This window comes from Kitasatospora sp. CM 4170 (assembly GCF_032110285.1).
Taxonomy (GTDB): Bacteria; Actinomycetota; Actinomycetes; order Streptomycetales; family Streptomycetaceae; genus Kitasatospora; species Kitasatospora aburaviensis.
On the sequence record NZ_CP134877.1, the window covers coordinates 1,241,120 to 1,266,012 of the forward strand.

Sequence of the window (24,893 nt, forward strand, 5' to 3'; positions counted from 1 at the left end):
GGCCCCACCGTCCGTGTGGTGGGGCCAGACTCGTCTCTGTGGCGATGGGGGAATGGGCCGGGGAGCTGGTCGGGCCGGATGTGTGGGAGACCTGCCGGGAGTTGATCCCGGCGGGGAGTGTCTTCGCGTTCCTGGCCGAGCACCGGGAGGCGCTGTTCCCGGGTTCGATGTTCGCGGACATGTACCCGTCTCGGAACGGACGGCCGAGCATGCCGCCGCAGGTCCTGGCGGCGACCGTGGTCCTGCAGAGCCTGCACGGGTTGTCGGACTTCGAGACGGTCCAACAGCTGCGGTGTGACCTGCGGTGGAAGGCCGCGTGCGGGCTCGGCCTGTACGACACCGCGTTCGACCCGTCGCTGCTGGCCTACTTCCGCCGCCGGCTGCAGCGCTCGCCGGATCCGAACCGGTTGTTCACCAGGGTCAGGCAGGTAGTGGCGGCGACCGGCGTCCTCAAGGGCAGGCAGCGGCGGGCGCTGGACTCCACCGTGCTGGACGACGCGGTGGCCACCCAGGACACCGTCACCCAGCTGATCGCCGCGATCCGCCGGGTGATCCGGGACGTCCCCGACGCCGGGCGGACCGCCGCCACCTGGTGCACCGCCCACGATTACACCGACCCGGGCAAGCCCCGCATCGCCTGGAACGACGAGCGGGCCCGCGCCGACCTGGTCGACGCCCTGGTCACCGATGCCCTCAACCTGCTCGGCCGCCTGCCCGAACGCCAGCTGGACGAGAAGGCCGCCAACGCGGTCGGGCTGCTGGCCCTGGTCGCCGGTCAGGACGTGGAGGTCGCCGACGGCTCCGACGGTCGCGACGGCCGTTGGCGGATCGCCCGTGGCACCGCTCACGACCGCATCGTGTCCACCGTCGACCCCGAGGCCCGGCACATCCACAAGACCCGCACCCGCCACCAGGAGGGCTTCCGCGCCCACGCCGCGTTCGAGCCCGAGACCGGCCTGCTCACCGAAGTCGAGCTCACCGCCGGCACCGGAGCGCAGAACCACGAGGCCGCCGTCGCCCAGGACCTGCTCGCCGACGAGAGCGAGACGCTGACCATCCTCGGCGACACCGCCTACGGCACCGGCGACCTGCGCGAAGCCCTCGAAACCGACGGCCACACCCCGGTCGTCAAGCCACCGCCGCAGCGGCCCGCCGTCCCCGGCGGCTTCACCAGTGACGACTTCCACGTCGACACCCGGGCCGCCACCGTCACCTGCCCGGCCGGCCACACCAAGGCCCTCGGCCGCCCTGACGCGGCCGGCGCCCGCACCGCCCAGTTCAAGAAGCTCTGCACCCACTGCCCCCTGCGCGAGCGGTGCACCCGTTCCAAGACCGGCCGCGCCCTCCAGGTCCACGCCCACTACGACCGTTTGAAAGCCGCCCGCGACCAAGCCTCCGACCCCACCTGGCAGGCCGAATACCGCCGCTGGCGGCCACCGGTGGAACGCGCCATCGCATGGCTCACCGCCCGGGGCAACCGCCGCGTCCCCTACCGAGGCGTCCTGAAGAACAACACCTGGCTCCACAACCGCGCCGCCGCCCTCAACCTCCGCCGCCTCATCAACCTCGGACTCACCCGCACCGGCCACACCTGGACCATCGCCCCCGCAACCACATAGCGCTGGAGGGGCTGTCCCAGACAGGACAACCCCTCCAACAGCAAGATCTTCATCAGGCTTCTAGGCTGATGGAGGCTCGCGGAGGAGGAGTGATGGACCCGCTACCCGCTGGACGTGGCCGGATGCTCACCGCGCCCGAGCCCGCGCGAGGCTCCCGGCGGCCGGCGCGGCTGCGGTTCGACGGCTGGATCGCCGGGGTCGGGACGGCCTCCGGCACCCGCCTGGTGGTGGGTCACTGGCCGGGCTCGCCGTTCGGACCCTTCACCGACGTCATGGTCGAGCACGCGGACGGGGACCGGCTCCTGATCGCCCCCACCGAGCGGACGGCCGAGTTCGTCGCCGGGACGTACACCTTCGACCGCGTGCTGATCGCCCCCGTCCACGTCGAGACGGGGCCGGTGGACTGGCGGATCGCAGCGGGACCGCTCGACCTGCGCTTCACCGTCGGGCGACGGGACACCCTCGGCCACCTGCTCCGGGCCGTCCCCGCGCCGATCGCCGCCCGTCCGGCGTGGACCGCCGTGACCGACCCGCTCGCCCGCCTCCTGCTGGGTGTGCGCACCCGCGGCACCGCCGGACGGGGCCGGCGGGAGTGGTACGGCGTCCGCGACCTCCACCCGCTCACCACCGCCACCGCCGTCTTCGGGGGCCGGGAGCTCGGACCGCTCGCGCCGGTGACGCCCGTGCGGTTCGGCTTCGGGTCCACGCCCCGGACACCCTGCCTGGTCCGCGTCACGACCACGGTGGCGGTGCGCTGACACCGGCCGGCACCCGCCGACACCCGAGCACCCGGCCGCGCCCGACGCGCCCCGCTTCAGGCCGACCGACCCGGCCCGGTCGGAGCCCGACCGGCGTCACCGCGCGGAGAACTCCAGCGCGACGACGGAGGGGCGGCGGGTGGCGAACGGCGGGACGGCGAGCGCGAGCGGCAGCAGCGCGCCGACCAGACCGCGTCCACCGGTCGGCCGGACGTCGCGGACCGCGGCCACCGCCGGGCCCGCGGTGCGGAGCTTGCCGCGCTCGTCCGCGTCCATCGCCCAGGGCATGGGCGGGGGCTGGTAGGCGTGGCTGCGCATCCTGCCGGTGAGGGTCAGGTGGCTGAACCAGCGGGGGACGGCGTCCAGCAGGAAGGTCGCCCCCGGGAGGCGTTCGGCGCACCCCGCGATCAGGGCCCGCACCTGCATCGGCGGGAGGTACATGAGCAGGCCCTGGGCGGAGATCAGGACGGCGCGGCTGTGGTCCACCTCGTCGGCCCAGGAGAGGTCGGTGGCGTCGGCGGCCAGGTGGCGCCGGCGCGGGCCGGGCGGCAGCAGCCGCTCGCGCAGGGCGACCGCCTCCGGCAGGTCGACGCCGAGCCAGCGGGCCCGGCCGTTGTCGACCCGCCAGTACTGGGTCTCCAGCCCCTCCCCCAGGGAGACGACGGTGCCGCGCGGCTCGCGGTCCAGGAAGTCCGCCACCTCGCGGTCGAAGCAGGACGCCCGCAGTGCCTGCAGCTGGGCCTGGGTGCCGCTGGTGCCGAAGCGGTCCGCGAACGGGAAGTCGATCCGGTCGACGAGCTCGACGGCCTTCGGGTCGTGCAGCACCGCGTCCGGCCGGCGGGCCTCGACGGCCCGGTACCACAGGGTCCACAGCGCCGTCTCCGGCACCTCCCCCAGCTCGGGCCGCTCTCCGCTGCTCATCACGCGCTCCCTCGGACGTCTCGGACCTGCTCCCGGCGTGGACCCGCCGATTCTGACACCTGCGGGGGCGCGAACCGGGCGCGCGCCGCAGCGGCGCGCCGGTGCCGGTCGTGGTGTCTGTCGCGGTGCCGGCCGCGGTGCCTGTCCGGGTGGCGATCGCGGTGGCGGCGACGGACGGCCGCCGGCCGCGGGCGGCTCAGCCGACGCTGAACGCGCCGTCCGGCGGCGGGGGTGAGTCGGTCGCCCCGGCGTCCGTCACCGCAGCCGTCCGGCCGGTGAACGCCGCCAGGTCGGCGCCGTCCGTCAGGCGCGCCGGGAAGATGTCGGCGGCCACGCGGCGGGAGAGGTCCGCCACCGGCAGCGGGGCGGTGGAGCCGACCAGCAGGATGTTGCCGTAGCGGCGGCCGCGCAGCACCGGGGCCTCCGCGACCAGGCAGACCTCGGGGAAGACGGCGCGCACCGTCGCCGCCTGCGCGCGGGCGAAGGCGAGCGGCGGACCGTCGGCGAGGTTGGCGGCGTAGCAGCCGCCGGGGCGCAGCGCGGCGGCCGCCACCCGCAGGAACTCCACCGAGGTGAGGTGCGCGGGGGTGCGCGAGCCGTGGAAGACGTCGGCGACCACGAGGTCCAGCGTGCCGGCCGGGATGTCGGCCAGGGCCGCCCGCGCGTCGCCGACCACCGCGGTGACGTCGACGCCCGGTCCCTGCCAGGGCAGCTGCTCCTCGACCAGGGCGAGCAGCGGGCCGTCCACCTCGACCACCCGCTGCCGGGAGCCGGGGCGGGTGGCGGCGAGGTAGCGGGGCAGGGTGAGGGCACCGCCGCCGAGGTGGAGGGCGTCGAGCGGCTGCCCCGCCGGGGCGATCGCGTCGACCAGGTGGCCGAGCCGCCGGGTGTACTCGAACTCCAGGTGGGTGGGGTCGTCGAGGTCGACGTAGGACTGCGGGGTGTCGTCCAGGGTGAGCAGCCAGCCGCCGTCGCGGTCGATGTCGGGCATCAGCCGGGCCTGCCCGAGGTCGGTCCTGCGCGCGACCGGCAGCCGCTCCGCACCGCTCACGCGGAGGTCCGGTCGGCGGCCGGTGCGCCGCCGGCCGGTGCGTCGGCGGCCGGTGCGTCGGCGGCCGGTGCGTCGGCGGCCGGTGCGTCGGCGGCCGGTGCGTCGGGGGCCGGCAGGTAGGTGTCGAGCCAGCGGTCCAGCTCGGTGAAGGTCTGGGTGCGGGCCGCCTCGCCGGAGAGGACGAGGTCGTGCATGCCGCCCTTGATCCGGATGACGGTGACGTGCCGGCCCAGGCGCGGGCCCAGGGCGGCGATGTCGTCGGCGCGCAGCACCCCGTCGGCGTGGTGGAGCGCCGCGTGCCACTTGGTGGTGGCGATCGAGGCGGTGGACGCCATGAGCAGGACCGGCACGTCGATGCCGAGCCCGGCCCGGACCTCGCGCTGGCCCCGGTTGATCGCCGCCAGCCAGCCCGCGAACAGCGGGAAGCCCTCGGCGGGCTTGAGCCGCAGGTCGAAGTCCCACTCGCCGCGGTGGTCGCGGTGCAGGCTGTGGGTGTAGTGGGGGTTGAGCGTGGAGGGCAGCACACGGGTCGGGGAGAGCCGGGCGACCGCCGAGACCGCGGGCCCGCCGACGGTGCGCACGGCGGCGGCGGTCGGCAGCGCGAGGAACGGGCTGTTGAGGAAGAGCGCGTCGACCAGCCCGCGGCCGGCCCGGCGACCGGCCCACAGGGCGCCGACCAGGCCGCCGGTGGAGTGGCCGTTGAGCAGCAGCCGGCGGTGGCCGTCCTCCTCGCGGATGATCCGGACGGCGGCGTCCAGCTCCTCGTCGTACTCGGAGAGGTCGCGGACGAAGTTCGGCGAGTGGTGCGGGCGCAGCGACCGGCCGTACTTGCGCAGGTCGAGGGCGTAGAAGGAGTAGCCGAGCTCGACGTAGTGGTCGGCGAGGTGGGTCTGGAAGAAGTAGTCGTTGTAGCCGTGCACGTAGAGCACGGCGCGGTCCGAGCCCTTCACCAGGCGGCGCACCAGGGTGGCGCTGACCGCGCCCTCCGCGTCGGCGGCGAGCGGCAGCTCGGCGGCCTCGTAGGGAGCGCCCAGGACGTCTTCTCGGAATTCCATGCCTGCCCGCACCCGGCTCTCTGCTCAGACTGCCCCGACGCGCCGGCGCCGGACCGGGCGGTCCGGGAGCGGCGCTCCTGCTGGACCGACGATACCGGCCGGTAGCCGGGTGCGCGGTACCGGCCGTCCGGTCGCCCGCGGGGTCGCCCCGCCCGCTCCCCCGCTCCCGGTGCGCCTGCTGTGCGCCCGCGGTTCTGTGGAACGCTGCCCGGACCAGAGTCACTCCCCTTGTCGGTGACGCGAGTTGAGGAGTCAGCATGCCGCACGGAGACGCGCCTCGGGCCGGGCACGGCGACCCGTCCCTGTACCGCACGCCCGCCGAGGCGATCGCCGCTCCGCCGGAGCGGTTGGCGTACGTCGCGGGGTTCGACCGGACGGCGCGCCGGCCGGACGCGCTGATCACCGTCGACACCGATCCGGGGTCGCCGACCTACGGACGGGTGCTCAACTTCACCGACATGCCCGAGCCGGGCGACGAACTGCACCACTTCGGCTGGAACGCCTGCTCCAGCGCGCTGGCGCACGCGTGCCACCGCGACCCCGAGCGGCGCTACCTGCTGCTGCCCGGGCTGCGCTCCTCGAAGCTGCACGTCCTCGACACCCGGCCGGACCCGGTGCGGCCGAGGCTGGTGAAGACCGTGCCCGCCGAGGAGCTGGCGGCCCGCGCGGGGTACTCGCGCCCGCACACGCTGCACTGCGGGCCGGACGGCGTCTTCCTCTCCTGCCTCGGCGGCGGGACGGGGGCCGACGGCCCGGGCGGGGTCGCCCTGCTCGACCACACCACGTTCGACGTGCTGCGCGCCTGGGAGACCGAGCGCGGACCGCAGCACCTGGCCTACGACGTCTGGTGGCACCTGGGCAGCAACGTGGGGGTGACCAGCGAGTGGGGCACGCCGTGGATGGTGGAGGACGGGGTGGTGCCGGAACTGCTGCTGGGCCGCAAGTACGGGCACGCGCTGCACTTCTGGGAGCTGGACTCGGGCCGGCACCTGCAGCGGATCGACCTCGGGGACCAGTACCAGATGGTGCTGGAGCTGCGGCCGGCGCACGACCCGCAGGCCGAGTGGGGCTTCGTCGGCGTGGTCGCGAACGTCGAGGACCTCTCCTCCTCCGTCTGGCTCTGGTACCGGGAGGGCCCGGCCTTCACCGCGCGCAAGGTGATCGAGATCCCCGCCGAGCCGGCGAAGGCCGAGGACCTGCCGCCCGCGCTGCAGCCGTTCGGCGCGGTGCCGCCGCTGGTCACGGACATCAACCTCTCGGTGGACGACCGCTGGCTGTACGTGTCGGCCTGGGGCACCGGGGAGCTGTTCCAGTACGACGTCTCGGACCCGTTCCGCCCGCGGCTGGCGGCCTCGGTGCGGCTCGGCGGGGTGACCGCGCGGACGCCGCACCCGGCGGAGCCGGACCGGCCGCTGAGCGGCGCCCCGCAGATGGTGGAGCTCAGCCGGGACGGGCGGCGACTGTACGTCACCAACTCGCTGTACGGGGCCTGGGACGACCAGTTCTACCCGGACGGCATCGAGCCGTGGATCGTCAAGCTCGACGCCGACCCCCGGGCCGGCGGGCTGAGCGTCGACCGGCGCTTCTTCCCGCACGGCGACGAGTTCCGGGGGCTGCGGGTGCACCAGACCCACCTGGCGGGCGGGGACGCGTCGTCGGACTCGTACTGCTACCGGTAGGTGGCGCCGGGGCGGGGGCGGGGGCGGGCGGCTTTGGGCCGCGGGCGGCCCCGAGCGGCGGGCGGCGCGGCCGGGAGGGGCCGCCGCCCGCCGCCCCGGCTCAGCGGCCGAGCACCGGGTCGTGGTGGACCCGGGCGGGCGGCAGGCCGGCGGCCACCAGGCGGGTGCGGACCTCGTCCACCATCCCGGCCGGACCGCTGACGCAGGCCAGGTGGTCGCTCCAGTCGCCCCTGCGCCCGACCGCCTCGGCCAGCCGCCGGCCGCCCGCCGCACCGCCCGCGGAACCGCCCGCCGCACCGCCCGCCGCACCGCCCGCCGCACCGCCCGCCGGGTCGTCGTCGGCGACCGGGATCAGCTCCAACCAGGGCTTGCGCCCGCCGAGTTCGGACAGCGCCGGCCAGTCGTAGAGGTCGGCCCGGTCCCGGGCGCCGACGAAGAGGTGGACCCGCCGCCCGCGCGGACGGTGCTCGGCCAGCTCCTCGACGATCGCCTTCATCGGCGCCAGTCCGGTGCCGCCGGCGACCAGGAGCAGGTCCCGGGTGTCGTCCGCGGGCATCAGGGAGCCGCGCGGCGGGCCGAGCCGCAGCCGGTCCCCGACCGCGGTCCGCTCGACCAGCGCCTCGCTCACCCCGCCCGGCCCGGTGCGGCGGACGTGGAACTCCACCTCGTTGTCCGCGCGAGGCGCGCAGCCCATCGAGTACTGCCGCCAGGTGTGCGGCAGCAGCGGGTGCTCGACGGTCCCGTACTGGCCGGCCCGGTAGGGGTAGGGCTCGCCGGTGCGCACGCGCAGCACGGCGACGTCCGGGCGGCGGCGGTCGTGGCCGACCACCACGGCGTGCCAGTACGGCGGTTCGGTGAGCGCGGACTCGGCGCCGGCGACCATCGCCCCGACGGAGAAGCGCAGCATCCGCACCCACGCCGCCTCCAGCTCCTCGTTCCACTGCGAGCCGGCCCGGTGCCGGATCGCCGCGCAGAGCGCCTCCTCGAAGGCTTCGTAGTGGACCGGCCGGACGCCGAGCTTGCGGTGGTCGCGACCGAGCCGCCCGAGCGTGTCGGCGAGTTCGGCGGGCCGGTCGAGGTGCTCGACGAGATAGGTGAACATCCGCTCCAGGTGGGCCTGTTGGAACTCCATCGAGGCCGGGAAGAGCGAGCGCAGGTAAGGCCGGCGCAGGAACATGAACCGGTAGAGGTGGTCGATCAGGTCCGCGAACGGGGTGACCAGGCCGAGGGTGCTCAGGATCAGCCGCTGGTCGGCCGCACCGTCGCAGGACGCACCGTCGTAGAGCGCGCCGCCGCGGGACGCGCCACCGTCGGACGGCACGCCGCCCGGCCCGCTCGCCGCCCCCGGGACGGCGGACCCCCGGACGGCGGCCCCCCGGACGGCGGGCGCCTGGAACGCGGGGGCCGGCGCGAGGATCTGCCGGCGAAGGCGCATGGCGTGGTGGCGCGCGATCAACCGGTCGTACTCGGTGGACGCGGCGCTGCTGCTGATCTCCATGACCGGCAGCCTAATCACCCGTCAGATGCGTTGCGGACACGCCCAGTTCACCTTCCGAACCGGCCCGGTCGGCGTTCCGGGCCGGTTTCGGGCAGGGCGGGGCCCGGACGGTGCGCAGTTCCAGTGAACGTCCGGGCGGCCGGTCCCGGACAGGGCCGGTGGTCCCGACCGGTCCGGGACCACCGGACTAACGGGGCTGCTCCGCCGGGGACTCCCGGCCCTCGGTGGCGGCGGTCGGAGTGGCGGATCCCACACCCTCGGCCGGCCCGGTCGCGGCCCAACTGGCGAGCAGCCGGAGCGACTCGGCCGAGGGCGAGCCGGGCTCGGCGTGGTAGGTGACCAACACCTGGTCCGGATCGCCGGCCGGACGCAGCGTCTCGTAGCGCAGGGTCAGCCGGCCGACCACGGGGTGGTGCAGGACCTTGGTGCCGTGGCCCTTGTCCCGGATGTCGTGCGCGGCCCAGAGCCGGCGGAAGTCGTCGCTCTTCAGGGAGAGTTCGCCGATCAACGAGGCCAGCCGGGGATCGTCGAGGTCCCGTCCGGCCTCCAGCCGCAGGATGCCGACCACGTCCGTGGCCTTGCCCTCCCAGTCGTCGTACAGCTCGCGCGCCGCCGGGTCGAGGAAGACGTGCCAGGCCATGTTCCGCTGCTCCGGCGGCATCGCGGAGAAGTCGCCGGTCAGCGCGTTGCCGAGCCGGTTCCAGGCGACGATGTCCAGCCGCCGTCCGAGCACGTACGCGGGGACGCCCTCCATCGCGTCGAGCAGCTGCTGCAGGGCGGGCCGCACCTGCTGGGGGCGGGCCGCCGCCGCGCGCCCGCTGCGGCGGCGGGGCGGCTTGGTGAGCCGCTGCAGGTGCTCGCGCTCGGCGGAGGTGAGCCGCAGGGCTCGCGCGATCGAGTCCAGCACGGCGGTGGAGACGTTCTCGCCGTGGCCCTGTTCGAGCCGGATGTAGTACGCGGTGCTCACACCCGCCAGCTGCGCCAGCTCCTCGCGACGCAGCCCGGGCACCCGCCGGCGGGTGCCGTAGTCCGGTAGGCCGACGTCCTCCGGCCGCAGCCGGGCCCGGCGGGAGCGGAGGAATTCGCTGAGTTCGGTGCGCGGGTCCATGCGGCCCAGTATGAGGGTGAGTCTGCCAGTCGTACGTTGGCCGGTCGTACGTCGGCCGGGCGTAGGTTCCGCGGTCGTACGCGGGGCCGTCGTACGACAACCGTTGACCTGGTTGCCCCCGTCACATCGGCGCAGGCTGAGACACATGACGAACACGATCGACACCGCGAACACCACCAGCGCCGCGACCACCGCCGACCCGGCGGCCGGGGCCCGGCCGCGCACCGTCGCCGCGTACGCCGCGCCGGCCCCGAAGGCCCCGCTGGAGCGGACCACCGTCCCGCGTCGGGCACTGGGCGAGCACGACATCCTGATCGACATCCGCTTCGCCGGCATCTGCCACTCCGACATCCACCAGGTCGGCGAGGACTGGGGCGACGGCATCTTCCCGATGGTCCCGGGCCACGAGATCGCCGGCGTGGTCGCCGAGGTCGGCCCCGGCGTGACCCGCTGGACCGTCGGCGACCGGGTCGGGGTCGGCTGCTTCGTCGACTCCTGCCGCGAGTGCGACAACTGCCGGGCCGGCCTGCAGCAGTACTGCACCGGCAACCCGGGCGCGGTGTACACCTACAACGGCGTCGGCTACGACGGCGAGCCCACCTACGGCGGCTACTCCACCCAGCTGGTCGTGGACGAGGGGTACGCGCTGCGCATCCCCGACGCCCTGCCGCTGGACGCCGCCGCGCCGCTGCTGTGCGCCGGCATCACCCTCTACTCGCCGCTCAACCACTGGGGCGCCGGGCCGGGCAAGAAGGTCGCCGTCGTCGGCCTCGGCGGGCTCGGGCACATGGGCGTGAAGATCGCGCACGCCATGGGCGCCGAGGTCACCGTGCTCAGCCAGTCCCTGCGCAAGCGCGAGGACGGCCTGAAGCTCGGTGCGGACCACTACCGCGCCACCTCCGACCCGGCCACCTTCACCGAGCTGGCCGGCACCTTCGATCTGATCGTCAACACCGTCTCCGCCGACCTCGACCTGAGCGCCTACCTCGGCCTGCTGAAGACCGACGGCACCCTGGTCCAGGTGGGCGCGCCGGAGAAGCCGGTCATCATCAACGCCCACACCCTGCTCATCGGCCGCAAGTCCGTCTCCGGCTCGATGATCGGCGGCCTGCCGGAGACCCAGGAGATGCTGGACTTCTGCGCGGCCCACGGAATCGGCGCCGAGATCGAACTCATCCGCGCCGACCAGATCAACGACGCCTACGCCCGCGTCCTCGCCAGCGACGTCCGCTACCGCTTCGTCATCGACACCGCCACCATCTGACCCTCCCCGGCAACGGAGTCACCCCGGCGCCCGGGTGGCCACGACGCCCCGCCTCCGGTGCTCTCCTATCACCGGGGGCGGGGCGTCGTGGGTGGGGCCGGACCGGGGTCAGGCTTGGGCCGGTCCGGGGGTCTTGCGGCGGAATCGGCGGCGGCGTGCGGGCTGGTCGGGGAGCCAGCCGAAGGTGAGGCAGGCGCCCAGAACTCCGACGATCATGCCGACCAGGAAGCCGCCCAGGTTGGAGGTGATCCAGCTGGCCAGCGAGCTGAGCACGGCGAGGACCGAGTAGAAGAGCCGCTGGGTGGGGTTGACCAGGATCAGCACACCGCAGACCATCATCACGACCGGGACCAGGTAGCCGGCCAGCCCCTGCATCCCGATGTGCAGGACGACGGGCAGCGGGGCCCGCAGGGTGAAGAGGATCTCCACGCCGCCGAGCAGCACCAGCAGGCCGCCCCAGAACGGGCGCCGGCCCCGCCAGCCGCGCCAGCCGGGGCGGGTCCGGGCCGCCGGCGCAGCCTCGGGCTCCCCGGTCGGCGCGGGCTCGGCGGCCGCGGAGACCTCCGCGGTCGCGGCCTCGGCGGCCTCCGCGGCAGTGCTCTCCGCCGTGACACCGTCCGCGGTGGTGGCTCGCCCGGCCGGGCCGGCGGCGTCGGGTACGGGGTCGGCCACCGTCAGCAGCCCTCCGAGCTGAAGCTCAGCCGCAGGTTGGGCAGCTTGAACGCCCCCGCGGTGGTGGCGTAGTTGTGCTGGCGCAGGTTGCGGATGTTGACGGTGTCGGCCTGCTGCCCGAACACGCCCGGCAGGCCCTTCACGCCGGCCTTGGTGAACGTGCTGGCGTCGCCGCCGATCTCCAGGTTGGTGAACGACGCGTCGCCGGAGAGCAGGTCCGAGTCGGTGGTGAGGTCGGTGGCGGTGACGGGGGTCCCCGCGTCGCCCGCCTTGATCAGCAGGTTGATGCCGCCGAGGTCGACGCTCTGGCACAGCTTGGTGAGCGAGGCCTGCTTGATCGCGGAGACGGCGACCAGGACCTGCCCGCCGGTGTCGCCCTGGTTCGGGCTGTCCTCGATCATGTGGTCCAGGCTGCCGAACTGCTCGAAGCCGACGCCCTCCAGATTGTCGGCGGTGACGGTGAACGGCATGCCGGAGATGGCGAACTGGGCGGCGAGCACGCCCTGAGCGGTGAGGGTCATCAGGACCGCCGCGGCGGCGACGGCGGGGACGGCCATCAGCGCGGTGCGCTTCAGCCGGACCCGGCCTCTTCTCGCGACGGGTGCGTCGGTGCTCTCGGGCGTGGGGGCGGCGTCCTCGGACGTGGCCATGTGTGCTCCCTCGGGTGGTGGGAAGTGCAGGCACTGGCACGTTGCCCTGGCGCGGACAGCGTTCTGCGGCCCGACCGGTGGCCCGCCTCTCGGCAGCGGGGCGGGCCGGTCGGACCGCAGTGGGTCACTGGGAAGCTACTGCCCGGTATCCGGCGGGTCAATACGGGTGCACGAAGGATCACCGTCCGCATCCGGACCGGCCGCCGTGACCTGCGGCGGAGCGGCCGAGCTCGCCGAAGTCGCCGGCGCCGCAGGCACGGTGGGCACTGCCACGAGCCGCCGGTGGGCCTCGTCCGGCCCGAGAAAGGGCGCCAGGCAGAACAGGCTCAACGCCGGGAGCAGATCCGGTAGTTGATCCGTCCGGCCGGCGTCGATCGCACGGTGCAGGGTGCGGTAGACGCCGCCGACAACCGCGTCCACCAACGCCTCCACCCCCACCCCGCCCGGCGGTTCGGGCACCTCGGCGAAGAACGCCCGGAAGCGGGTGAGGAGTTGGGCGATCTCACGGCGCCCGGCCGGGCCGACCGCCTCGATCTCGATCACCGCCATGGTGGCGAACGCCGGGACGCCCGCGAGCAGGTTGAGCAGCGCGCGCAGCGACTCCCGGATGCCGGTGCACCAGTCCGGCGCCGCGGCGAACGCGGCCGCCATCCGCCGGATCACCACCCCCGTACCGTGCCGGTGGGCGGCCAGGAAGGCGTCCTCCTTCCCGCTGAACAGCTCGTAGAAGACCGGCCTGGTCACGCCGGCCGCGCGGCAGATGTCGCTCACCGTGGCGTGCTGGTAGCCCTGTTGGGCCACGGTGTGGACCAGCCCGTCGAGCAGCCGCTCCCGCTGGGTGGCGGCGACCACGTCGGGCGGCAGCCGGCTCGGGCCGCGCTTGATCGAGCGGGCCGGGTCGCGGCCGGTGCGCGCGCCCGGCAGCAATAGCGCCTCGGCGGCTGGGAAGGCATCCGAGTTCATCGCCAACTCCCGTGCTCTGTCTTGACATTGGCGCAAGGACGGGTTTACAACACTCGCAGGTTTCCAATCGGGCGGCGGCGAGCCGCCGGAGGCCTTCACGCGTTCCGACTGTTCAGTATGGCGAACGCATGCCCGGCGGTGGCAGCCGTCGACGTGCACCCTCGCAATCCCTGCACCAACTCGCCGTACGGGCGGGCCCGTGGCGCCGGGTCCGCCGCAGCAGCGGACGCGCCTTCCCCCACATGCGCCGTCGCGCGCCGCACCACGGCTCGGCACCATCCCGCAGCACCGTCCCGCGCACCACACCGCCGCGTGCACCGCCGCGCGGCCCGCGGGCTCCCCCACCGACTCCGCACGGAGAGAGGCACCCTCATGCGCATCCGCCGTACCCTCGGCGCCGCGGCCCTGGCCGCCGTCGCCCTGACCAGCGCCGCGATCACCCCGGCCCAGGCCGCCGGCTCGGCCGTGCTGACCCACACCGCCGTCGGCGGGCCCGACATCGCCGTCGGGGACGTCCTGACCGCCGACCTGGTCCCCGGCTCCTACGCCACCTTCTACTCCAGCGCGACCGGGACGAGCGGCATCAAGTGCGCCACCTCCTCCTTCTCCGCCACCGTCACCGGCAACCCGGCCGCGCCGGGCGTGGCGACCGAGCAGCTGAACACCCAGACCTTCGGCTCCTGCACCATCAACGTCGTCGGCGTCACCTCGGTGCAGAGCATCACGGTCAACAACCTGCCGTACACCAACTCGGTCAGCGACGCCGCCGGCAACCCGGTCACGCTCGCCCCGACGGCCGCCGGTCCGCTGCAGACCACGGTGGTGCTGAAGACCATCCTCGGCACCATCACCTGCGTCTACCGCGCGCCCGGCAGCATCTCCGGCACAACCTCCAACACCGGCCAGACCATCGGCTTCGCCTCCCAGGCCTTCACCAAGGTCGCCGGCCCGAGCCTCTGCTTCGCGGCGGGCTACTTCTCCGCGACGTACGGGCCGGTCGTCGACAGCTCGGTCGCCGGCAGCCCGCACGTGTACATCAACTGAGTTCGGCCGAGGCCCGAACGGCCGACCGCCGCCCCGCCGCGGAAGCGCGGCGGGGCGGCGGTCCGGACGGCGGGCAGCGGACGACAGGCGGCAGGTGGCGTGCGGCGACCCCGGTCGCCGCACGCCGCTCGGTGTGTCCGGCCGGACGACCCGGACGACCCGGGACAGCGAAGTGACCGGCCGGTAAGGTGCGGGTCACAGGTCACCCGGCGCGGGGCCCGGGGTGCGTGGGCCCGGGTGCCCGGCCACGGGCTCAGGGCACACCGACGGGAGTGGAACGCATGCGCGGCGAGGGCACGGGGTTCTTCGAGTCGGCGGCGGACGCCGCCGCAAAGCTGGCCGAGACCGGCTACCTGGCCTCCACCGCGGTGGCCACCACCGTCTTCCTCGCCGACCGGCTGGGCAAGCCGCTGCTGGTCGAGGGCCCGGCCGGGGTCGGCAAGACCGAGCTGGCGAAGGCCCTGGCCGAGATCGGCCGGGCCCGGCTGGTGCGCCTGCAGTGCTACGAGGGCATCGACGAGGCCCGCGCGCTCTACGAGTGGAACCACGCCAAGCAGCTGCTGCGCATCACCGCCGGACGGGACGAGGGCTGGGACAGCGCCCGCACCGACATCTTCGGCGAGGAGTTCCTGCTCACCCGGCCGCTGCTGACCGCCATCCGCGGCGACGAGCCGACCGTGCTGCTGATCGACGAGATGGACAAGGCCGACGTCGAGGTGGAGGCGCTGCTGCTGGAGGTGCTCAGCGACTTCCAGATCACCGTCCCGGAGCTGGGCACCATCACGGCGACTCGGCGGCCCTTCGTCCTGCTCACCTCCAACGCCACCCGCGAGCTCTCCGAGGCGCTCCGGCGCCGCTGCCTCTTCCTCCACCTCGACTACCCGGACGCCGAGTTGGAGCGCCGCATCGTCCGGCTGAAGGTCCCCGGCCTGGACGCGGTGCTGGCCGAGTCGCTGGTCCGGGTGGTCGGGGCACTGCGGGCGATGGAACTGCGCAAGGCGCCGTCGGTGGCGGAGACCATCGACTGGGCGCGCACCCTGCTCGCGCTGGGCGCGGACACCCTGGACGAGGCGGTGGTCCGCGACACCCTCGGCGTGATCCTCAAGCACCAGGACGACGTGGTGAAGGCCGCCCAGAAGCTGACCGTGGCATGACCACCCCAGCCCCGCGCCGCCCCGGCGGCACCGGCGCACCCGCCCAGGCGGCCCCCGCCCGCCACAAGGCCCCCACCGCCCCCGCCGACACCGCCGGCAGCGCCGACACCGCCGACAGCACGGCCGCGGTCGACAGCACCGACGGCACCGACACCGCCGCCCGGCTGACCGGGCTGGTCCGGGCGCTGCGCGGCCACGGCCTGCGGATCGGACCGGCCGAGACGGTGGACGCGGCCGCCGTGGTCGACGTCCTCGGCCTGGCCGACCGGGAGCAGCTGCGGGCCGGCCTGGCCGCCGCGCTGCTGCGCTCCGAGGGCCAGCGCGGCGCCTACGACGCCACCTTCGACCTCTTCTTCCCGCTCGGCGTCGGCGTACCGGAGGCCGCCCGGGCCGCCGGCGCGACCGACCCGGAGCAGTCGGACCCCGCCGCCCCGGGCGGCCCCCTCGGCGAGGCCGGCCCCGAGGGGCTGCGCGAGCTGCTCCGCGAGCGCCTCGTCGCCGCGCTGGCCGCCGACGACCGGGCCGCGCAGGCCCGGCTGGCGGGGGAGGCCGTGGCCGCGTTGGGCCGCTACGGCGGCGGTGCCACGCCGGCCTCGGACGGCTGGTCCGCCTACCAGACGCTCGGCCGGCTCGCGCCCGAGACCCTGCTGGCCCGCGTACTGGCGGCGCTGCGCGCCGGGCCGGCCGCGGACGTCCCGAGCGCGGTGGCCGACGCGACCGACGTGGCCGACCGCGTCCTCGCCGACGAGATCCGCCGCCGGATCCAGGGCTTCCGGGACATGGTCGGCACCGAGGCCCGCCGCCGGGTGGCCGAACTGCGCGGCCCGGAGCGGATCGCCGAGCGGGCGGTCGCACCCACCGCCGACCGGATCGACTTCCTGACCGCCGGCCGCGACCAGCTCGCCGAACTCCGGCGCACCGTCCACCCGTTGGCCCGGAAGCTGGCCACCCGGCTGGCCGCGCAGCGGCGCCGGGCGGCCCGCGGGAAGATCGACCTGCGCCGGACGCTGCGGCGCTCGCTCTCCACCGGTGGGGTGCCGCTGCGCCCGGCCTACCGGGTCCGGCGGCCCGCCCGGCCGGAGATCGTGCTGCTCTGCGACGTCTCCGGCTCGGTGGCCGGGTTCGCCGACTTCACCATGCTGCTGGTCCAGGCGATGCGGGACCAGTTCAGCAAGGTCCGGGTCTTCGCCTTCGTCAACCGCACCGCCGAGGTGACCGGCCTGCTGACCGCGGGCGGCACCGACCCGGCCGCGCTGGCCCGGCGGATCCTCACCGAGGCCAAGGTGATGGGCTACCACGGCAACAGCGACTACGGCTCGGCGCTGGCCGAGTTCGCCGAGCACCACCTGGACGCGGTCGGGCCGCGCACCAGCGTGCTGATCCTCGGGGACGCGCGGAACAACCAGCGCGACCCGCGGCCGGACGCGCTGCGCCGGATCGCCGCCCGGGCGCGGCGGGTGTACTGGCTCAACCCGGAGCAGCCCGCCCTCTGGGGCACCGGGGACTCGGCGGCGCCCGTCTACGCGGAGGTGGTGGAGATGCACTCCTGCCGCAACGCCCGCCGCCTCGGCGAGCTGATCGCCCGGCTGCTACCGCTCTGACGTCACATCTGATCAGGCGTCAGAAGGGTAGCAGTGAAACCACGTTCGGCAGATTCGATCGCGCGGGCCGGCCGGTGGTGGCACGGTGCCGGCGAGCACGGCCCGCAGGGACCCGGGCGGTGGCGTTGCGCGCCGTGCCGCCCGGGTCCGTTCGGGTGCCGGGGATCAGCCGGCGGTGACCGCGGTGTCGTCGATCACGAAGCTGGTCTTGAGGGAGGAGTCCTCGGTGCCGGTGAACTTGATCGTGACGGTCTTGCCCTGGAAGGCCGACAGGTCCAGCGTGCGCTGGACGTAGCCGGACGTGGCGTCCGCGTTGGAGTACGTGGCCAGGTTGGTCGCCGTGGTTCCGTCGACGACCTGGACCTTGAGGGTGTCGTACGCCGTGGTGCCGGTCTCCCCAGTGACGATCTTGATCCAGAAGGAGAGCTTCGGCGCGGTGGCGGTCGCCGGGACGGTCACCGTCTGCGCGAGCGTATCGGTGTGGGCGGAGCCGTAACCGTTCAGCCAGGCGTAGTACGAGCCGGTGCGCGGCAGCTGGCCCGCGTCCTTGGTGACCACTCCGGAGGTCGAGGCCCAGGAGGTCGCGCCGGACTCGAAGCCGGGGTTGAGCAGCAGGTTGCCGCTCGGAGTCGGGGGCTCGGTGGAGCCGCCGCAGGTGGTGGCGGTCGGGGCGACGGAGACGGCGCTCCAGGCCTTCTCGACCGTGGCGCACTGGGTGCTGCTCGCGCCGTACAGGTCCTTGGCGGCCTTGATGGTGGCGGTGCGGGCACCCGGGTAGTTGGTGTTGGAGGTCATGTAGGTCGACAGGGCGCGGTACCAGATCTTGGCGGACGCGTCGTTGCCTATACCGGTGACGGTGGAGCTGTTGCAGGTCGGGCTGTTGCCCCACTGCGACTGGCCGGAGCCGGCGGCGAGCAGGTAGAAGAAGTGGTTGCCGACTCCCGAGGAGAAGTGCGGGTCCAGGCCGGCGGTGCCGGTCGACCAGCACTTGGCCGAGGAACCGTCCTTGCTGGGGTCGTCCATCCAGCGCAGCGGCGTGCCGTTGCCGTTGATGTCGATCTTCTCGCCGATGAGGTAGTCGGGTGCGTCCACCGGGTTGTTGGCGTTGAACTCGACCATCGTGCCCATGATGTCGGACGTGGCCTCGTTGAGGCCGCCCGCGTCGCCGCTGTAGACCAGGCCGGCCGTGGCGGCGGTGACGCCGTGGCTCATCTCGTGGCCCGCGACGTCGATCTCGGTGAACGGCTTGGAGCCGACCGCGCCGTCGCCGTAGATCATCGAGAAGCTGTCGTCGTCCCAGCCGGCGTTCTCGTAGTTTGTGCCGTAGTGGACGAAGGAGCGGGCGCCGACGCCGTCGTTCTTGATGCCGTTGCGACCGAGGACGTTCTTGTAGAAGTCCCAGGTGGCCTGGATGCCGTAGTGGGCGTCCACGGCGACCGTGGCGCGGTCGGTCAGGGCGTTGTTGCCCCAGACGTTGTCCGTGTCGTTGAGGGCCACGCCCCAGCCGGCGGGCGGGGAGTCGTTGGCGACGGTCTTGTTCTGCGCGTCCCGCGTCTCGCCGTTGCCCCGGGCGGGGTCCTTGAGGGTGTAGCTGGTGGTGGAGTTCTGGGTCGTGCTGACGGTGACGTTGCCGACCTGGTAGCCCTTGCCGGTGCCACTGGCGGTCGCGGCGGCGAGCGCGGCGCCCGGCTGGGCAGCGGCCGAGGCGGCCGCGGGGGCGGCGGTCTTGCGCTGCGCGCGCTCGTGCAGGAACGCCGAGAAGGTGTCCCAGCTCGCACCGGTGTCACCGGTCTGCGCGTCCACCAGGACGTGGAAGTGACTGGGCGACTGGTCGGGGCCGACGCCGTTGACCGTGACCTCCCAGACCAGCTTCGGGGTGGACCCGGTGGCGTCGACCTTCAGGGTGGCCGTGGTGTCGCCCTTGGTGCCGCGGAAGAGCTTGACGCCCTTGGCGATCGCCTGCCGATCGGTGACTGAGGGGGTCACCGAGAGGGTGAGCGGCGCTTCCAGGGTGAGGGTGGTGGAGTCCAGCCGGCCCCCGGGGGTGGAGTGGACGATGACGTCGCCACCCCGGACCGGCAGGCCCTGGTAGGTGCGGTTGAAGTGGACGTGTCGGGTGCCGTCGGGGTCCACCTGGACGTTGGCGGCCTGGAACTCGTCCTGGGCGCCGGCCCTGACCGCGTGGGGGTTGGCGGCGATCTGGTCGGCGGCGTCCTGCAGGGCCCTGCTGCTGGGGGCCTTGGGCTCGGGGCTGGTGGCGGGTGCGGCGGACGCGGTGACGCCCGCGCCGACTATCACGAGGCTGCTGACCGCGAGGGTGAGCGAGCCGTTGAGAAGGGATCTCTTCATAGCGCCGAAGCGTGCTCCGACATATGAATGCACGTCAACGCATACCAATTCTGTGGAAGTTCACAGATTTCCATCAGCCGGCCAACTGAACGGACGTAACACTGGAAGATCCCTGGGAACACCGCCCCCAACCTGGGAGCTTTCACCTGGCGATGTCCACCGGCCTCCGGCCGACCACGGCCAACGTGTGATCCATCTCACCGCACCCGAAGGTCTCCTGAGCAGGGGTGATCTCACACCTCAACGGGTGGGCCGACGCGGAGTTCGAGCAGGTTGTCGCAGGTGACGGACCGGTCGGGGTCGCGGCCCGACCGCCTGCCACGGTCAGGCGCGCCCCGTGAGGCCGGGGCGAACGGCAGAGGCGGGCGCCCCTCGACCGGCGGTCAAGGCCAGGCGCGCCGAGGTCAAAGTCATCGCGGGCGCGAACCTCGACGTGAGAATCGAAAGCCGACGACCGCCCACGACGACTACCCGTCCCCCGCGGCCGTGGTGTCGCGCTTGATGGCGACCATCGCCGCATCGTCGCCCAGCCGCCCGCCCGCGTGGGCGAGGAGGTCCTCGCACAGTCGGCGCAGGAGAGTGTGGGGATCGCCGGGCGGCCACGAGGCCAGCCGCTCGGCGAGCGGATAGAAGGCCCCCGATCCGTCCCGCGCCTCGATGACACCGTCCGTGTACAGCAGCGCGATGTCGCCCTCCTCGAAGGCGAAGGTCTCGACCTCGACACCGGACGATCCGGCCAACTCGCTGAGGCCCAGAGGAGGAGCGGGCCGGCTGGTGTCGAGCGGTGTGACTCGTCCGCCGCGGAGCAGCAGCGGGGGCGGGTGCCCGCAGTCCGCCAGGTGGATCACCGGCTCCGTGTCGGGAACGTCGAGCACGGCCGCCGTGATGAACGACTCGCTGCCGTCGGCGCCCATGGTGTCGTCCGCCGGGTCACCGGTGTCCCCCATGCCTCCGAAGACCGCTCCCTCGAGGTGGGTGACCAGGCGGGGCAGGTCGACCTGCCGGTAGGCCGCGGTCCGGAAGGCGCCGAGCACCAAGGACGCCTCGCCGATCGCTTCGAGGCCCTTGCCACGGACGTCGCCGATCACGAACCGGCTTCCGTGCCGGGTGCGCACGGCCGCGTACAGGTCGCCGCCGATCAGGGCCTCGGCCTCCGCCGCGAGGTAGACCGACGCGATCCGCAGCGGGCCCATCCGAGCCGGAATGGGCCGCTGGAGCACTGCCTGAGCCGCCTCGGCCACCGAACGCAGCTGCCTCATCTCCTTCTCGTGCTGCTCGCGCAGGTGGGCGAAGAGGGCCACGAGCAAGGAGATCAGCGCCAGGGCGACGATCTGGACCGCGTGGTTGAGGTCGACCAGGGTGGTCCGCACGGCCGCGACGATTCCCTGGGCCAGGACGGCCGCCGCACCCACGGCGGCGGTCGTCCACGGGCCGGCGAACGAGGCCGTGATCGCGGGGGCGGCGACCAGGAGCGGCCCGAGGTGCACCTCCGGGGGTGCCAGCATGTCCACGACGGAGATGACCACGACCAGCACGAGCGGAATGAGGATCAGCGGGCGGCTCCGTTGTCGCGGCCACCGCAGATCCAGATGCCACCGAGATTCCATTCCTCCTGCATACCGCCTCCCGTCCTCACACCGCGGTCACTCGGACCTGGCCTTCGCCGTGTCGGCGAAGGCTCAGCACCTCGCGCACCGATGCGGTCCACCGGCACGCCGGCCGACCGGCAGGTCCGCGGGGTAACGCGCTCAGGTCGTCGTACGAGGAGCTGACGGCGCGCCCGCACTGGTTCGGCACCGAGCGCGCCGGCCGGCTGGCGACCGAACCGCGATCGGACTTCCCGGACCAACGCCTGCGGCCGCCCTGCGCGGCCTCGACGGCGCCCGCCGGCCCGGCGCCGACCGGCGGGCCACCCTGGGCCGCCGGCGGCCGGTCAGCCCTGGGGCCGGCGGCCGATCCGGTCCGTGCCGACCGCCAGGGCGACGCCCAGCACGATCAGGACGAGGTACCCGGCGGTGCGGTGACCGTCGGGCACGAGGTACTTGACGAAGCCGAAGACGTGCAGGCCCCAGAGGTGGTCGGAGAGCAGGCCGCTGATGCCGCCGACGACGAGGGCGAAGCTGACGAAGCCGAGCAGATTCTTCATACGAAGGACCCTACGAACGCGACTCGGCCCCGGCGTCCGACTTTCGGCTCGGCCCGCCCCGACCAAAGTCGCGGCTCCGCCACAGCAGTCCGCGGCCGCGGCGCCCGGACGGAGCAGCGGGCGGGGCGTGGCGGCTGCCGTGCGGGTACGTTCGCGGTGTGCAGCAGAGGTCACACCACGTCAGGAGGCCCGCGGCGGCCTCGGCCGTCGCCGCGCTGGTCCTCGTCTCCGGAGCGCCGACAGCCGCCGAGCTGGTCCTCGTTTCCGGAGCGCCGACGGCCGCCGCGCAGGACGCGGTCGGCGTGGTCGGCGGGGAGCGGCTGGGCCGCTCCGCCGTCCAGGTGGCGCCGCTGGCCGGCGCGCCCGCACTGCCGCCGGCGCTGACCGGGCGCTCCTGGCTGGTCGCGGACGCGGCCACCGGCGAGGTGCTGGCGGCGCAGAACGCCCATCTGGCGCTGCCGCCGGCCAGCACGCTGAAGATGCTGTTCGCGGACACCGTGCTGCCCAAGTTCGACCGCTCGCTGGAGCACCGGGTGGCGCCGGCCGAGCTGGCCAACCTGGGCGCGGGCAGCAGCCTGGTCGGCATCAAGGAGAACCTGCCGTACCGGGTGGAGGACCTCTGGCGGGGCGTCTTCCTCAGCTCCGGCAACGACGCCGTCCACGTGCTGGCCCACATGAACGGCGGCCTCGCCCAGACCGTGACCCAGATGCAGGCCCGCGCGGTCTCCCTGCAGGCCCGGGACACCCACGTGATCTCGCCGGACGGCTACGACATGGACGGCCAGGTCTCCTCGGCGTACGACCTGACGCTGTTCGCCCGGGCCGGGCTGCGCAACCAGGACTTCCGCACCTACTGCTCCACCCGGACCGCCCGCTTCCCGGGCGGGGTCGACAAGACGACCGGGCAGCGGACCTCCTTCGACATCGCCAACACCGACCGGCTGCTCGGCAAGTACCCCGGGCTGATCGGGGTGAAGAACGGCTACACCACCAATGCCGGGTCCACCTTCACCGGGGCGGCCGAACGCAACGGCCGCACGCTGCTGGTGACGGTGATGCACCCGGAGGCGCAGGCCACGGTGTACGACGAGGCGGCGAGCCTGCTGGACTGGGGCTTCGCGGCGGTCGGCAAGGTCGAGCCGGTCGGGCACCTGGCGGAGGAGCTGGCCGATCCGGCCGCAGCCGCGTCCGCCGAGCCCGGCCCGGGTGTGCTGCCGCACGCGATCCGGCAGGCCGACCGCGCGCTGGGCCCGGGCGGCTGGACGGCCGTCGCGCTGGGCGGCGCGTTGGTGCTGCTGGCAGCCGGCCGGTCGCTGATCCGCCGGCGCCCCGGCCCGGCGGCGGTCGTCGAGGCCCTCCCGGTGGCGGTCGCCGAAGCCCTCCCGGTGGCGCTCGCGTTCACCCGGACGGGCGCCACGGCGCTCGGCGGCTCGACCGCCGTGGGCGGGCGCCGCCGGCGCAGGTCCGTCCGCGCGGCCCGTGCCGTCCGGCGGACGGTCGACTCGGCCCGCCGGCGGCTGCACCGGCCGTGACAGCCGAGGGCACCGGCATACCGGCGCACCGGCGCACCGGCGCACTGGCGCACCGGACACGCCCTAGACTTCCCGCCATGAACGCCGCAACGCCCGACCCCGCCCAGCAGGAGCGGCTCGCACGCCTGGTCCGCCTCGCCTCCGGGAGCTACCTGCTGGTGACCACCTACAAGAAGGACGGCACCGGCGTGCCGACCCCGGTCTGGGTGGTCCGTGACGGCGAGGCGCTGGGCATCTGGACGGTCGCGGACTCCTGGAAGGTCAAGCGGATCCGCAACCGCGCCGACGTCATGGTCGGGCCCTGCGACGTCAAGGGCCGGCCGACCGGCGAGCCGTACCCGGCCACGGCCGAGATCCTCGGGCCCGAGCGGACCGCCGCCTACCGGACGCTGCTGCGGCAGAAGTACGGCTTCCTGGGTGTGCTCACCCTGCTCGGCAGCCGGCTGCGGCGCGGTGAGCGCGGCACCGTCGGCATCCGGATCACGCTGACCGACTGACACCCTCCGGCGGCGCGCCCGCGCGGACGGCTCCGGGCCTGCGCCGACGGCCCGAGCCTGCGCCGACGGCTCCCGGCCGGCGCACCGGCCCGGCGCACCCGCGGCGGCCCCGTCAGAACGTGGCGGGGCCGTGCTCAGCGGCCCGCCCGGCCGGGGCGTCCCAGCGCTCGGCGCGCTCGCAGGTTTCCAGGATCACCCGGGAGACCAGCCCGGGGTCGTCACTCATCGGCACGTGCCCGCAGCCGGGCAGCCGCACCAGCCGGGCGTCCGGCAGTTCGTGCAGCGCGCGGACGCCCTGACGCCGCAGCAGGATGCGGTCCCGGGAGCCCCAGGCGACGGTGACCGGCAGCGCGGCGAGGTCCCCGCTGAAGCGCAGGCCGCGGCCGGCCGACAGGGTGGGCTCGAAGCCCGTCGCCTCCCGCAGCGCCCTGGTCTCGGCGGCCGCCGCGGCGGCATCGCGCCGCCCCGGGCGCGCGTAGATGGTGGAGACCAGCCCCGCCCGGCCGATCCGGGTGCGGGCCAGCCGTTCGACGGCGGGCTGCGGCAGCAGCCGCGCGCCGACCCGCATCCCGCCGAGGACGGCGTACGCGTAGCGGCGCTCGGCCTCCGTCCAGAAGCCGGCCGGGGCCAGCGCCGTCACCGACGCGGCCAGCCCGGCCTTGCCGAGCCCGAGCGCCAGCAGCCCCCCGAGCGAGTTCCCGGCGACGTGCGGGCGCTCGATCCCCAGCGCCGCGCAGAGCCGGCCGAGCAGCGGGACCACCGTGTCCAGCCCGTAGGGCACGCCCGGTGGCAGGGCGGGCGAGGCGCCGAACCCCGGCAGGTCCACGGCGATCACCTCGTGCCGCTCGGCGAGGGCGGGCAGCACCGGCTCCCAGGCCTGCCAGTGGTGGCCGATGCCGTGCAGCAGGAGGAGCGGACTGCCGGCACCGAGCCGCTGGTAGCGCGCGGTCACCGCGCCCGGGCCGTATGGGGCGGGCAGCGGGAAGGTCACGTCGGCGGGCATGCGACTCCTCTGTGAGATCTGGAGTCAACAAGAATTACCGGCCGGTAGCCCGCGCCACAAGACTCCTGCGCCGGGCGGTTGCGCAGGCCGGCGGTGCAGGCGGTTGCGCGGCGACTCCGGCGCCGGTGCGGGACACCTGCGCGGGCGAACCGTTCTGGTGCGTACATGACGACGAACTGTTCTCCCGCTGTACGTCTTGTCGTCGGCCGGCGCCCGCGGTACGGAGCGGGTGGCGCTGCTACAAACCTCAGCGCCCGAAGTTCCACCGACTGGTCGGGTCCCGGGCTCCTCAGCTCGCCAGATCGTCAGATCGTCAGCTCGCCAGCTCC

Annotated in this window: 21 protein-coding genes; 9 read left to right on the forward strand and 12 right to left on the reverse strand. The window is 74.2% G+C overall.

From position 1 onward, the window contains the following. The first annotated feature begins 44 nt into the window (after nt 1-44). Together RMN57_RS05305 and RMN57_RS05310 are read left to right on the forward strand one after the other, a co-directional pair. On the forward strand, nt 45-1,619 hold the full coding sequence (locus RMN57_RS05305; protein ID WP_313767715.1) for an IS1182 family transposase: 1,575 nt from the start codon (nt 45-47) through the stop codon (nt 1,617-1,619). Nucleotides 1,620-1,741: 122 nt separating this feature from the next. Next, a complete protein-coding gene (locus RMN57_RS05310) occupies nt 1,742-2,377 on the forward strand; it encodes a hypothetical protein (RefSeq protein ID WP_313767716.1) in 636 nt (211 codons plus the stop codon). Nucleotides 2,378-2,473: 96 nt separating this feature from the next. On the opposite strand, the gene RMN57_RS05315 is transcribed toward RMN57_RS05310, so the two are convergent. The 3 genes from RMN57_RS05315 to RMN57_RS05325 all read right to left on the reverse strand — a co-directional run bounded on the left by RMN57_RS05315 (nt 2,474) and on the right by RMN57_RS05325 (nt 5,404). Beyond that, on the reverse strand, nt 2,474-3,298 hold the full coding sequence (locus RMN57_RS05315; protein WP_313762203.1) for a class I SAM-dependent methyltransferase: 825 nt from the start codon (nt 3,296-3,298) through the stop codon (nt 2,474-2,476). Nucleotides 3,299-3,494: 196 nt separating this feature from the next. Beyond that, nucleotides 3,495-4,289, reverse strand: coding sequence for a fused MFS/spermidine synthase (locus RMN57_RS05320; RefSeq protein ID WP_313767717.1), 795 nt, complete (start codon nt 4,287-4,289; stop codon nt 3,495-3,497). Nucleotides 4,290-4,345: 56 nt separating this feature from the next. Then, entirely contained in the window at nt 4,346-5,404 is a 1,059-nt protein-coding gene (locus RMN57_RS05325; RefSeq protein WP_313762204.1) for an alpha/beta hydrolase, read from the reverse strand. A 257-nt stretch (nt 5,405-5,661) separates the two neighbouring features. On the opposite strand from RMN57_RS05325, the gene RMN57_RS05330 reads away from it, so the two are divergent. Next, nucleotides 5,662-7,083: a selenium-binding protein SBP56-related protein gene (locus RMN57_RS05330; RefSeq protein WP_313762205.1), complete on the forward strand. Its 1,422-nt coding sequence runs from the start codon at nt 5,662-5,664 to the stop codon at nt 7,081-7,083. Between the two features lie 100 nt (nt 7,084-7,183). Here RMN57_RS05330 and RMN57_RS05335 read toward each other — a convergent pair whose 3' ends face one another. Beyond that, nucleotides 7,184-8,581: a globin domain-containing protein gene (locus RMN57_RS05335; protein WP_313762206.1), complete on the reverse strand. Its 1,398-nt coding sequence runs from the start codon at nt 8,579-8,581 to the stop codon at nt 7,184-7,186. 187 nt (nt 8,582-8,768) lie between these two features. Then, the gene (locus tag RMN57_RS05340) at nt 8,769-9,689 is read right to left on the reverse strand and encodes a helix-turn-helix transcriptional regulator (RefSeq protein WP_313762207.1); all 921 of its coding nucleotides are present in this window, start codon (nt 9,687-9,689) and stop codon (nt 8,769-8,771) included. Nucleotides 9,690-9,834: 145 nt separating this feature from the next. Here RMN57_RS05340 and RMN57_RS05345 point away from each other — a divergent pair, with 145 nt between their 5' ends. Then, nucleotides 9,835-10,953 (forward strand): NAD(P)-dependent alcohol dehydrogenase, encoded by a 1,119-nt coding sequence (locus RMN57_RS05345; protein WP_313762208.1) that lies wholly within the window; start codon nt 9,835-9,837, stop codon nt 10,951-10,953. Between the two features lie 108 nt (nt 10,954-11,061). Here RMN57_RS05345 and RMN57_RS05350 read toward each other — a convergent pair whose 3' ends face one another. The 3 genes from RMN57_RS05350 to RMN57_RS05360 form a co-directional block, all read right to left on the reverse strand. Next, nucleotides 11,062-11,625, reverse strand: coding sequence for a DUF6114 domain-containing protein (locus tag RMN57_RS05350; protein WP_380236615.1), 564 nt, complete (start codon nt 11,623-11,625; stop codon nt 11,062-11,064). A 2-nt stretch (nt 11,626-11,627) separates the two neighbouring features. Then, on the reverse strand, nt 11,628-12,275 hold the full coding sequence (locus RMN57_RS05355) for a DUF6230 family protein (protein ID WP_313762209.1): 648 nt from the start codon (nt 12,273-12,275) through the stop codon (nt 11,628-11,630). Between the two features lie 135 nt (nt 12,276-12,410). After that, the gene (locus tag RMN57_RS05360) at nt 12,411-13,238 is read right to left on the reverse strand and encodes a TetR/AcrR family transcriptional regulator (RefSeq protein WP_313762210.1); all 828 of its coding nucleotides are present in this window, start codon (nt 13,236-13,238) and stop codon (nt 12,411-12,413) included. A 372-nt stretch (nt 13,239-13,610) separates the two neighbouring features. On the opposite strand from RMN57_RS05360, the gene RMN57_RS05365 reads away from it, so the two are divergent. From RMN57_RS05365 to RMN57_RS05375, 3 genes are all read left to right on the forward strand, one after another. After that, complete coding sequence (locus RMN57_RS05365) at nt 13,611-14,282, forward strand: Tat pathway signal sequence domain protein (protein ID WP_313762211.1); 672 nt, start codon at nt 13,611-13,613, stop codon at nt 14,280-14,282. A gap of 281 nt (nt 14,283-14,563) precedes the next feature. Beyond that, nucleotides 14,564-15,436 (forward strand): MoxR family ATPase, encoded by an 873-nt coding sequence (locus RMN57_RS05370; protein ID WP_313767718.1) that lies wholly within the window; start codon nt 14,564-14,566, stop codon nt 15,434-15,436. After that, nucleotides 15,433-17,037, forward strand: coding sequence for a VWA domain-containing protein (locus tag RMN57_RS05375; RefSeq protein ID WP_313762212.1), 1,605 nt, complete (start codon nt 15,433-15,435; stop codon nt 17,035-17,037). Before RMN57_RS05370 ends, RMN57_RS05375 begins: the two co-directional genes overlap by 4 nt. 165 nt (nt 17,038-17,202) lie before the next feature. Here the strand turns inward: RMN57_RS05375 and RMN57_RS05380 are convergent, their stop codons facing one another. The 3 genes from RMN57_RS05380 to RMN57_RS05390 all read right to left on the reverse strand — a co-directional run bounded on the left by RMN57_RS05380 (nt 17,203) and on the right by RMN57_RS05390 (nt 21,532). Beyond that, nucleotides 17,203-19,386 carry a M4 family metallopeptidase gene (locus tag RMN57_RS05380; protein ID WP_313762213.1) on the reverse strand — a complete coding sequence of 728 codons (2,184 nt, stop codon included), beginning with the start codon at nt 19,384-19,386 and terminating at the stop codon, nt 17,203-17,205. A gap of 467 nt (nt 19,387-19,853) precedes the next feature. Then, entirely contained in the window at nt 19,854-20,993 is a 1,140-nt protein-coding gene (locus tag RMN57_RS05385) for a PP2C family protein-serine/threonine phosphatase (protein WP_380236610.1), read from the reverse strand. Between the two features lie 326 nt (nt 20,994-21,319). Further along, nucleotides 21,320-21,532 carry a hypothetical protein gene (locus RMN57_RS05390; protein ID WP_313762215.1) on the reverse strand — a complete coding sequence of 71 codons (213 nt, stop codon included), beginning with the start codon at nt 21,530-21,532 and terminating at the stop codon, nt 21,320-21,322. A gap of 158 nt (nt 21,533-21,690) precedes the next feature. On the opposite strand from RMN57_RS05390, the gene RMN57_RS05395 reads away from it, so the two are divergent. Together RMN57_RS05395 and RMN57_RS05400 are read left to right on the forward strand one after the other, a co-directional pair. Continuing rightward, complete coding sequence (locus tag RMN57_RS05395; RefSeq protein WP_380236607.1) at nt 21,691-23,064, forward strand: D-alanyl-D-alanine carboxypeptidase family protein; 1,374 nt, start codon at nt 21,691-21,693, stop codon at nt 23,062-23,064. A gap of 77 nt (nt 23,065-23,141) precedes the next feature. After that, nucleotides 23,142-23,561, forward strand: coding sequence for a PPOX class F420-dependent oxidoreductase (locus RMN57_RS05400; RefSeq protein WP_313762216.1), 420 nt, complete (start codon nt 23,142-23,144; stop codon nt 23,559-23,561). Between the two features lie 112 nt (nt 23,562-23,673). Here RMN57_RS05400 and RMN57_RS05405 read toward each other — a convergent pair whose 3' ends face one another. Continuing rightward, nucleotides 23,674-24,564, reverse strand: a complete 891-nt coding sequence (locus tag RMN57_RS05405; protein WP_313762217.1) for an alpha/beta fold hydrolase — start codon at nt 24,562-24,564, stop codon at nt 23,674-23,676. Between the last annotated feature and the right edge of the window lie 329 nt (nt 24,565-24,893).

Coding starts and splice junctions, on each gene's coding strand:
- RMN57_RS05305 (WP_313767715.1), top strand. CDS start 45: ATGGGGGAATGGGCCGGGGAGCTGGTCGGGCCGGATGTGTGGGAGACC.
- RMN57_RS05310 (WP_313767716.1), top strand. CDS start 1,742: ATGCTCACCGCGCCCGAGCCCGCGCGAGGCTCCCGGCGGCCGGCGCGG.
- RMN57_RS05315 (WP_313762203.1), bottom strand. CDS start 3,298: ATGAGCAGCGGAGAGCGGCCCGAGCTGGGGGAGGTGCCGGAGACGGCG.
- RMN57_RS05320 (WP_313767717.1), bottom strand. CDS start 4,289: ATGCCCGACATCGACCGCGACGGCGGCTGGCTGCTCACCCTGGACGAC.
- RMN57_RS05325 (WP_313762204.1), bottom strand. CDS start 5,404: ATGGAATTCCGAGAAGACGTCCTGGGCGCTCCCTACGAGGCCGCCGAG.
- RMN57_RS05330 (WP_313762205.1), top strand. CDS start 5,662: ATGCCGCACGGAGACGCGCCTCGGGCCGGGCACGGCGACCCGTCCCTG.
- RMN57_RS05335 (WP_313762206.1), bottom strand. CDS start 8,581: ATGGAGATCAGCAGCAGCGCCGCGTCCACCGAGTACGACCGGTTGATC.
- RMN57_RS05340 (WP_313762207.1), bottom strand. CDS start 9,689: ATGGACCCGCGCACCGAACTCAGCGAATTCCTCCGCTCCCGCCGGGCC.
- RMN57_RS05345 (WP_313762208.1), top strand. CDS start 9,835: ATGACGAACACGATCGACACCGCGAACACCACCAGCGCCGCGACCACC.
- RMN57_RS05355 (WP_313762209.1), bottom strand. CDS start 12,275: ATGGCCACGTCCGAGGACGCCGCCCCCACGCCCGAGAGCACCGACGCA.
- RMN57_RS05360 (WP_313762210.1), bottom strand. CDS start 13,238: ATGAACTCGGATGCCTTCCCAGCCGCCGAGGCGCTATTGCTGCCGGGC.
- RMN57_RS05365 (WP_313762211.1), top strand. CDS start 13,611: ATGCGCATCCGCCGTACCCTCGGCGCCGCGGCCCTGGCCGCCGTCGCC.
- RMN57_RS05370 (WP_313767718.1), top strand. CDS start 14,564: ATGCGCGGCGAGGGCACGGGGTTCTTCGAGTCGGCGGCGGACGCCGCC.
- RMN57_RS05375 (WP_313762212.1), top strand. CDS start 15,433: ATGACCACCCCAGCCCCGCGCCGCCCCGGCGGCACCGGCGCACCCGCC.
- RMN57_RS05380 (WP_313762213.1), bottom strand. CDS start 19,386: ATGAAGAGATCCCTTCTCAACGGCTCGCTCACCCTCGCGGTCAGCAGC.
- RMN57_RS05385 (WP_380236610.1), bottom strand. CDS start 20,993: ATGGAATCTCGGTGGCATCTGGATCTGCGGTGGCCGCGACAACGGAGC.
- RMN57_RS05390 (WP_313762215.1), bottom strand. CDS start 21,532: ATGAAGAATCTGCTCGGCTTCGTCAGCTTCGCCCTCGTCGTCGGCGGC.
- RMN57_RS05400 (WP_313762216.1), top strand. CDS start 23,142: ATGAACGCCGCAACGCCCGACCCCGCCCAGCAGGAGCGGCTCGCACGC.
- RMN57_RS05405 (WP_313762217.1), bottom strand. CDS start 24,564: ATGCCCGCCGACGTGACCTTCCCGCTGCCCGCCCCATACGGCCCGGGC.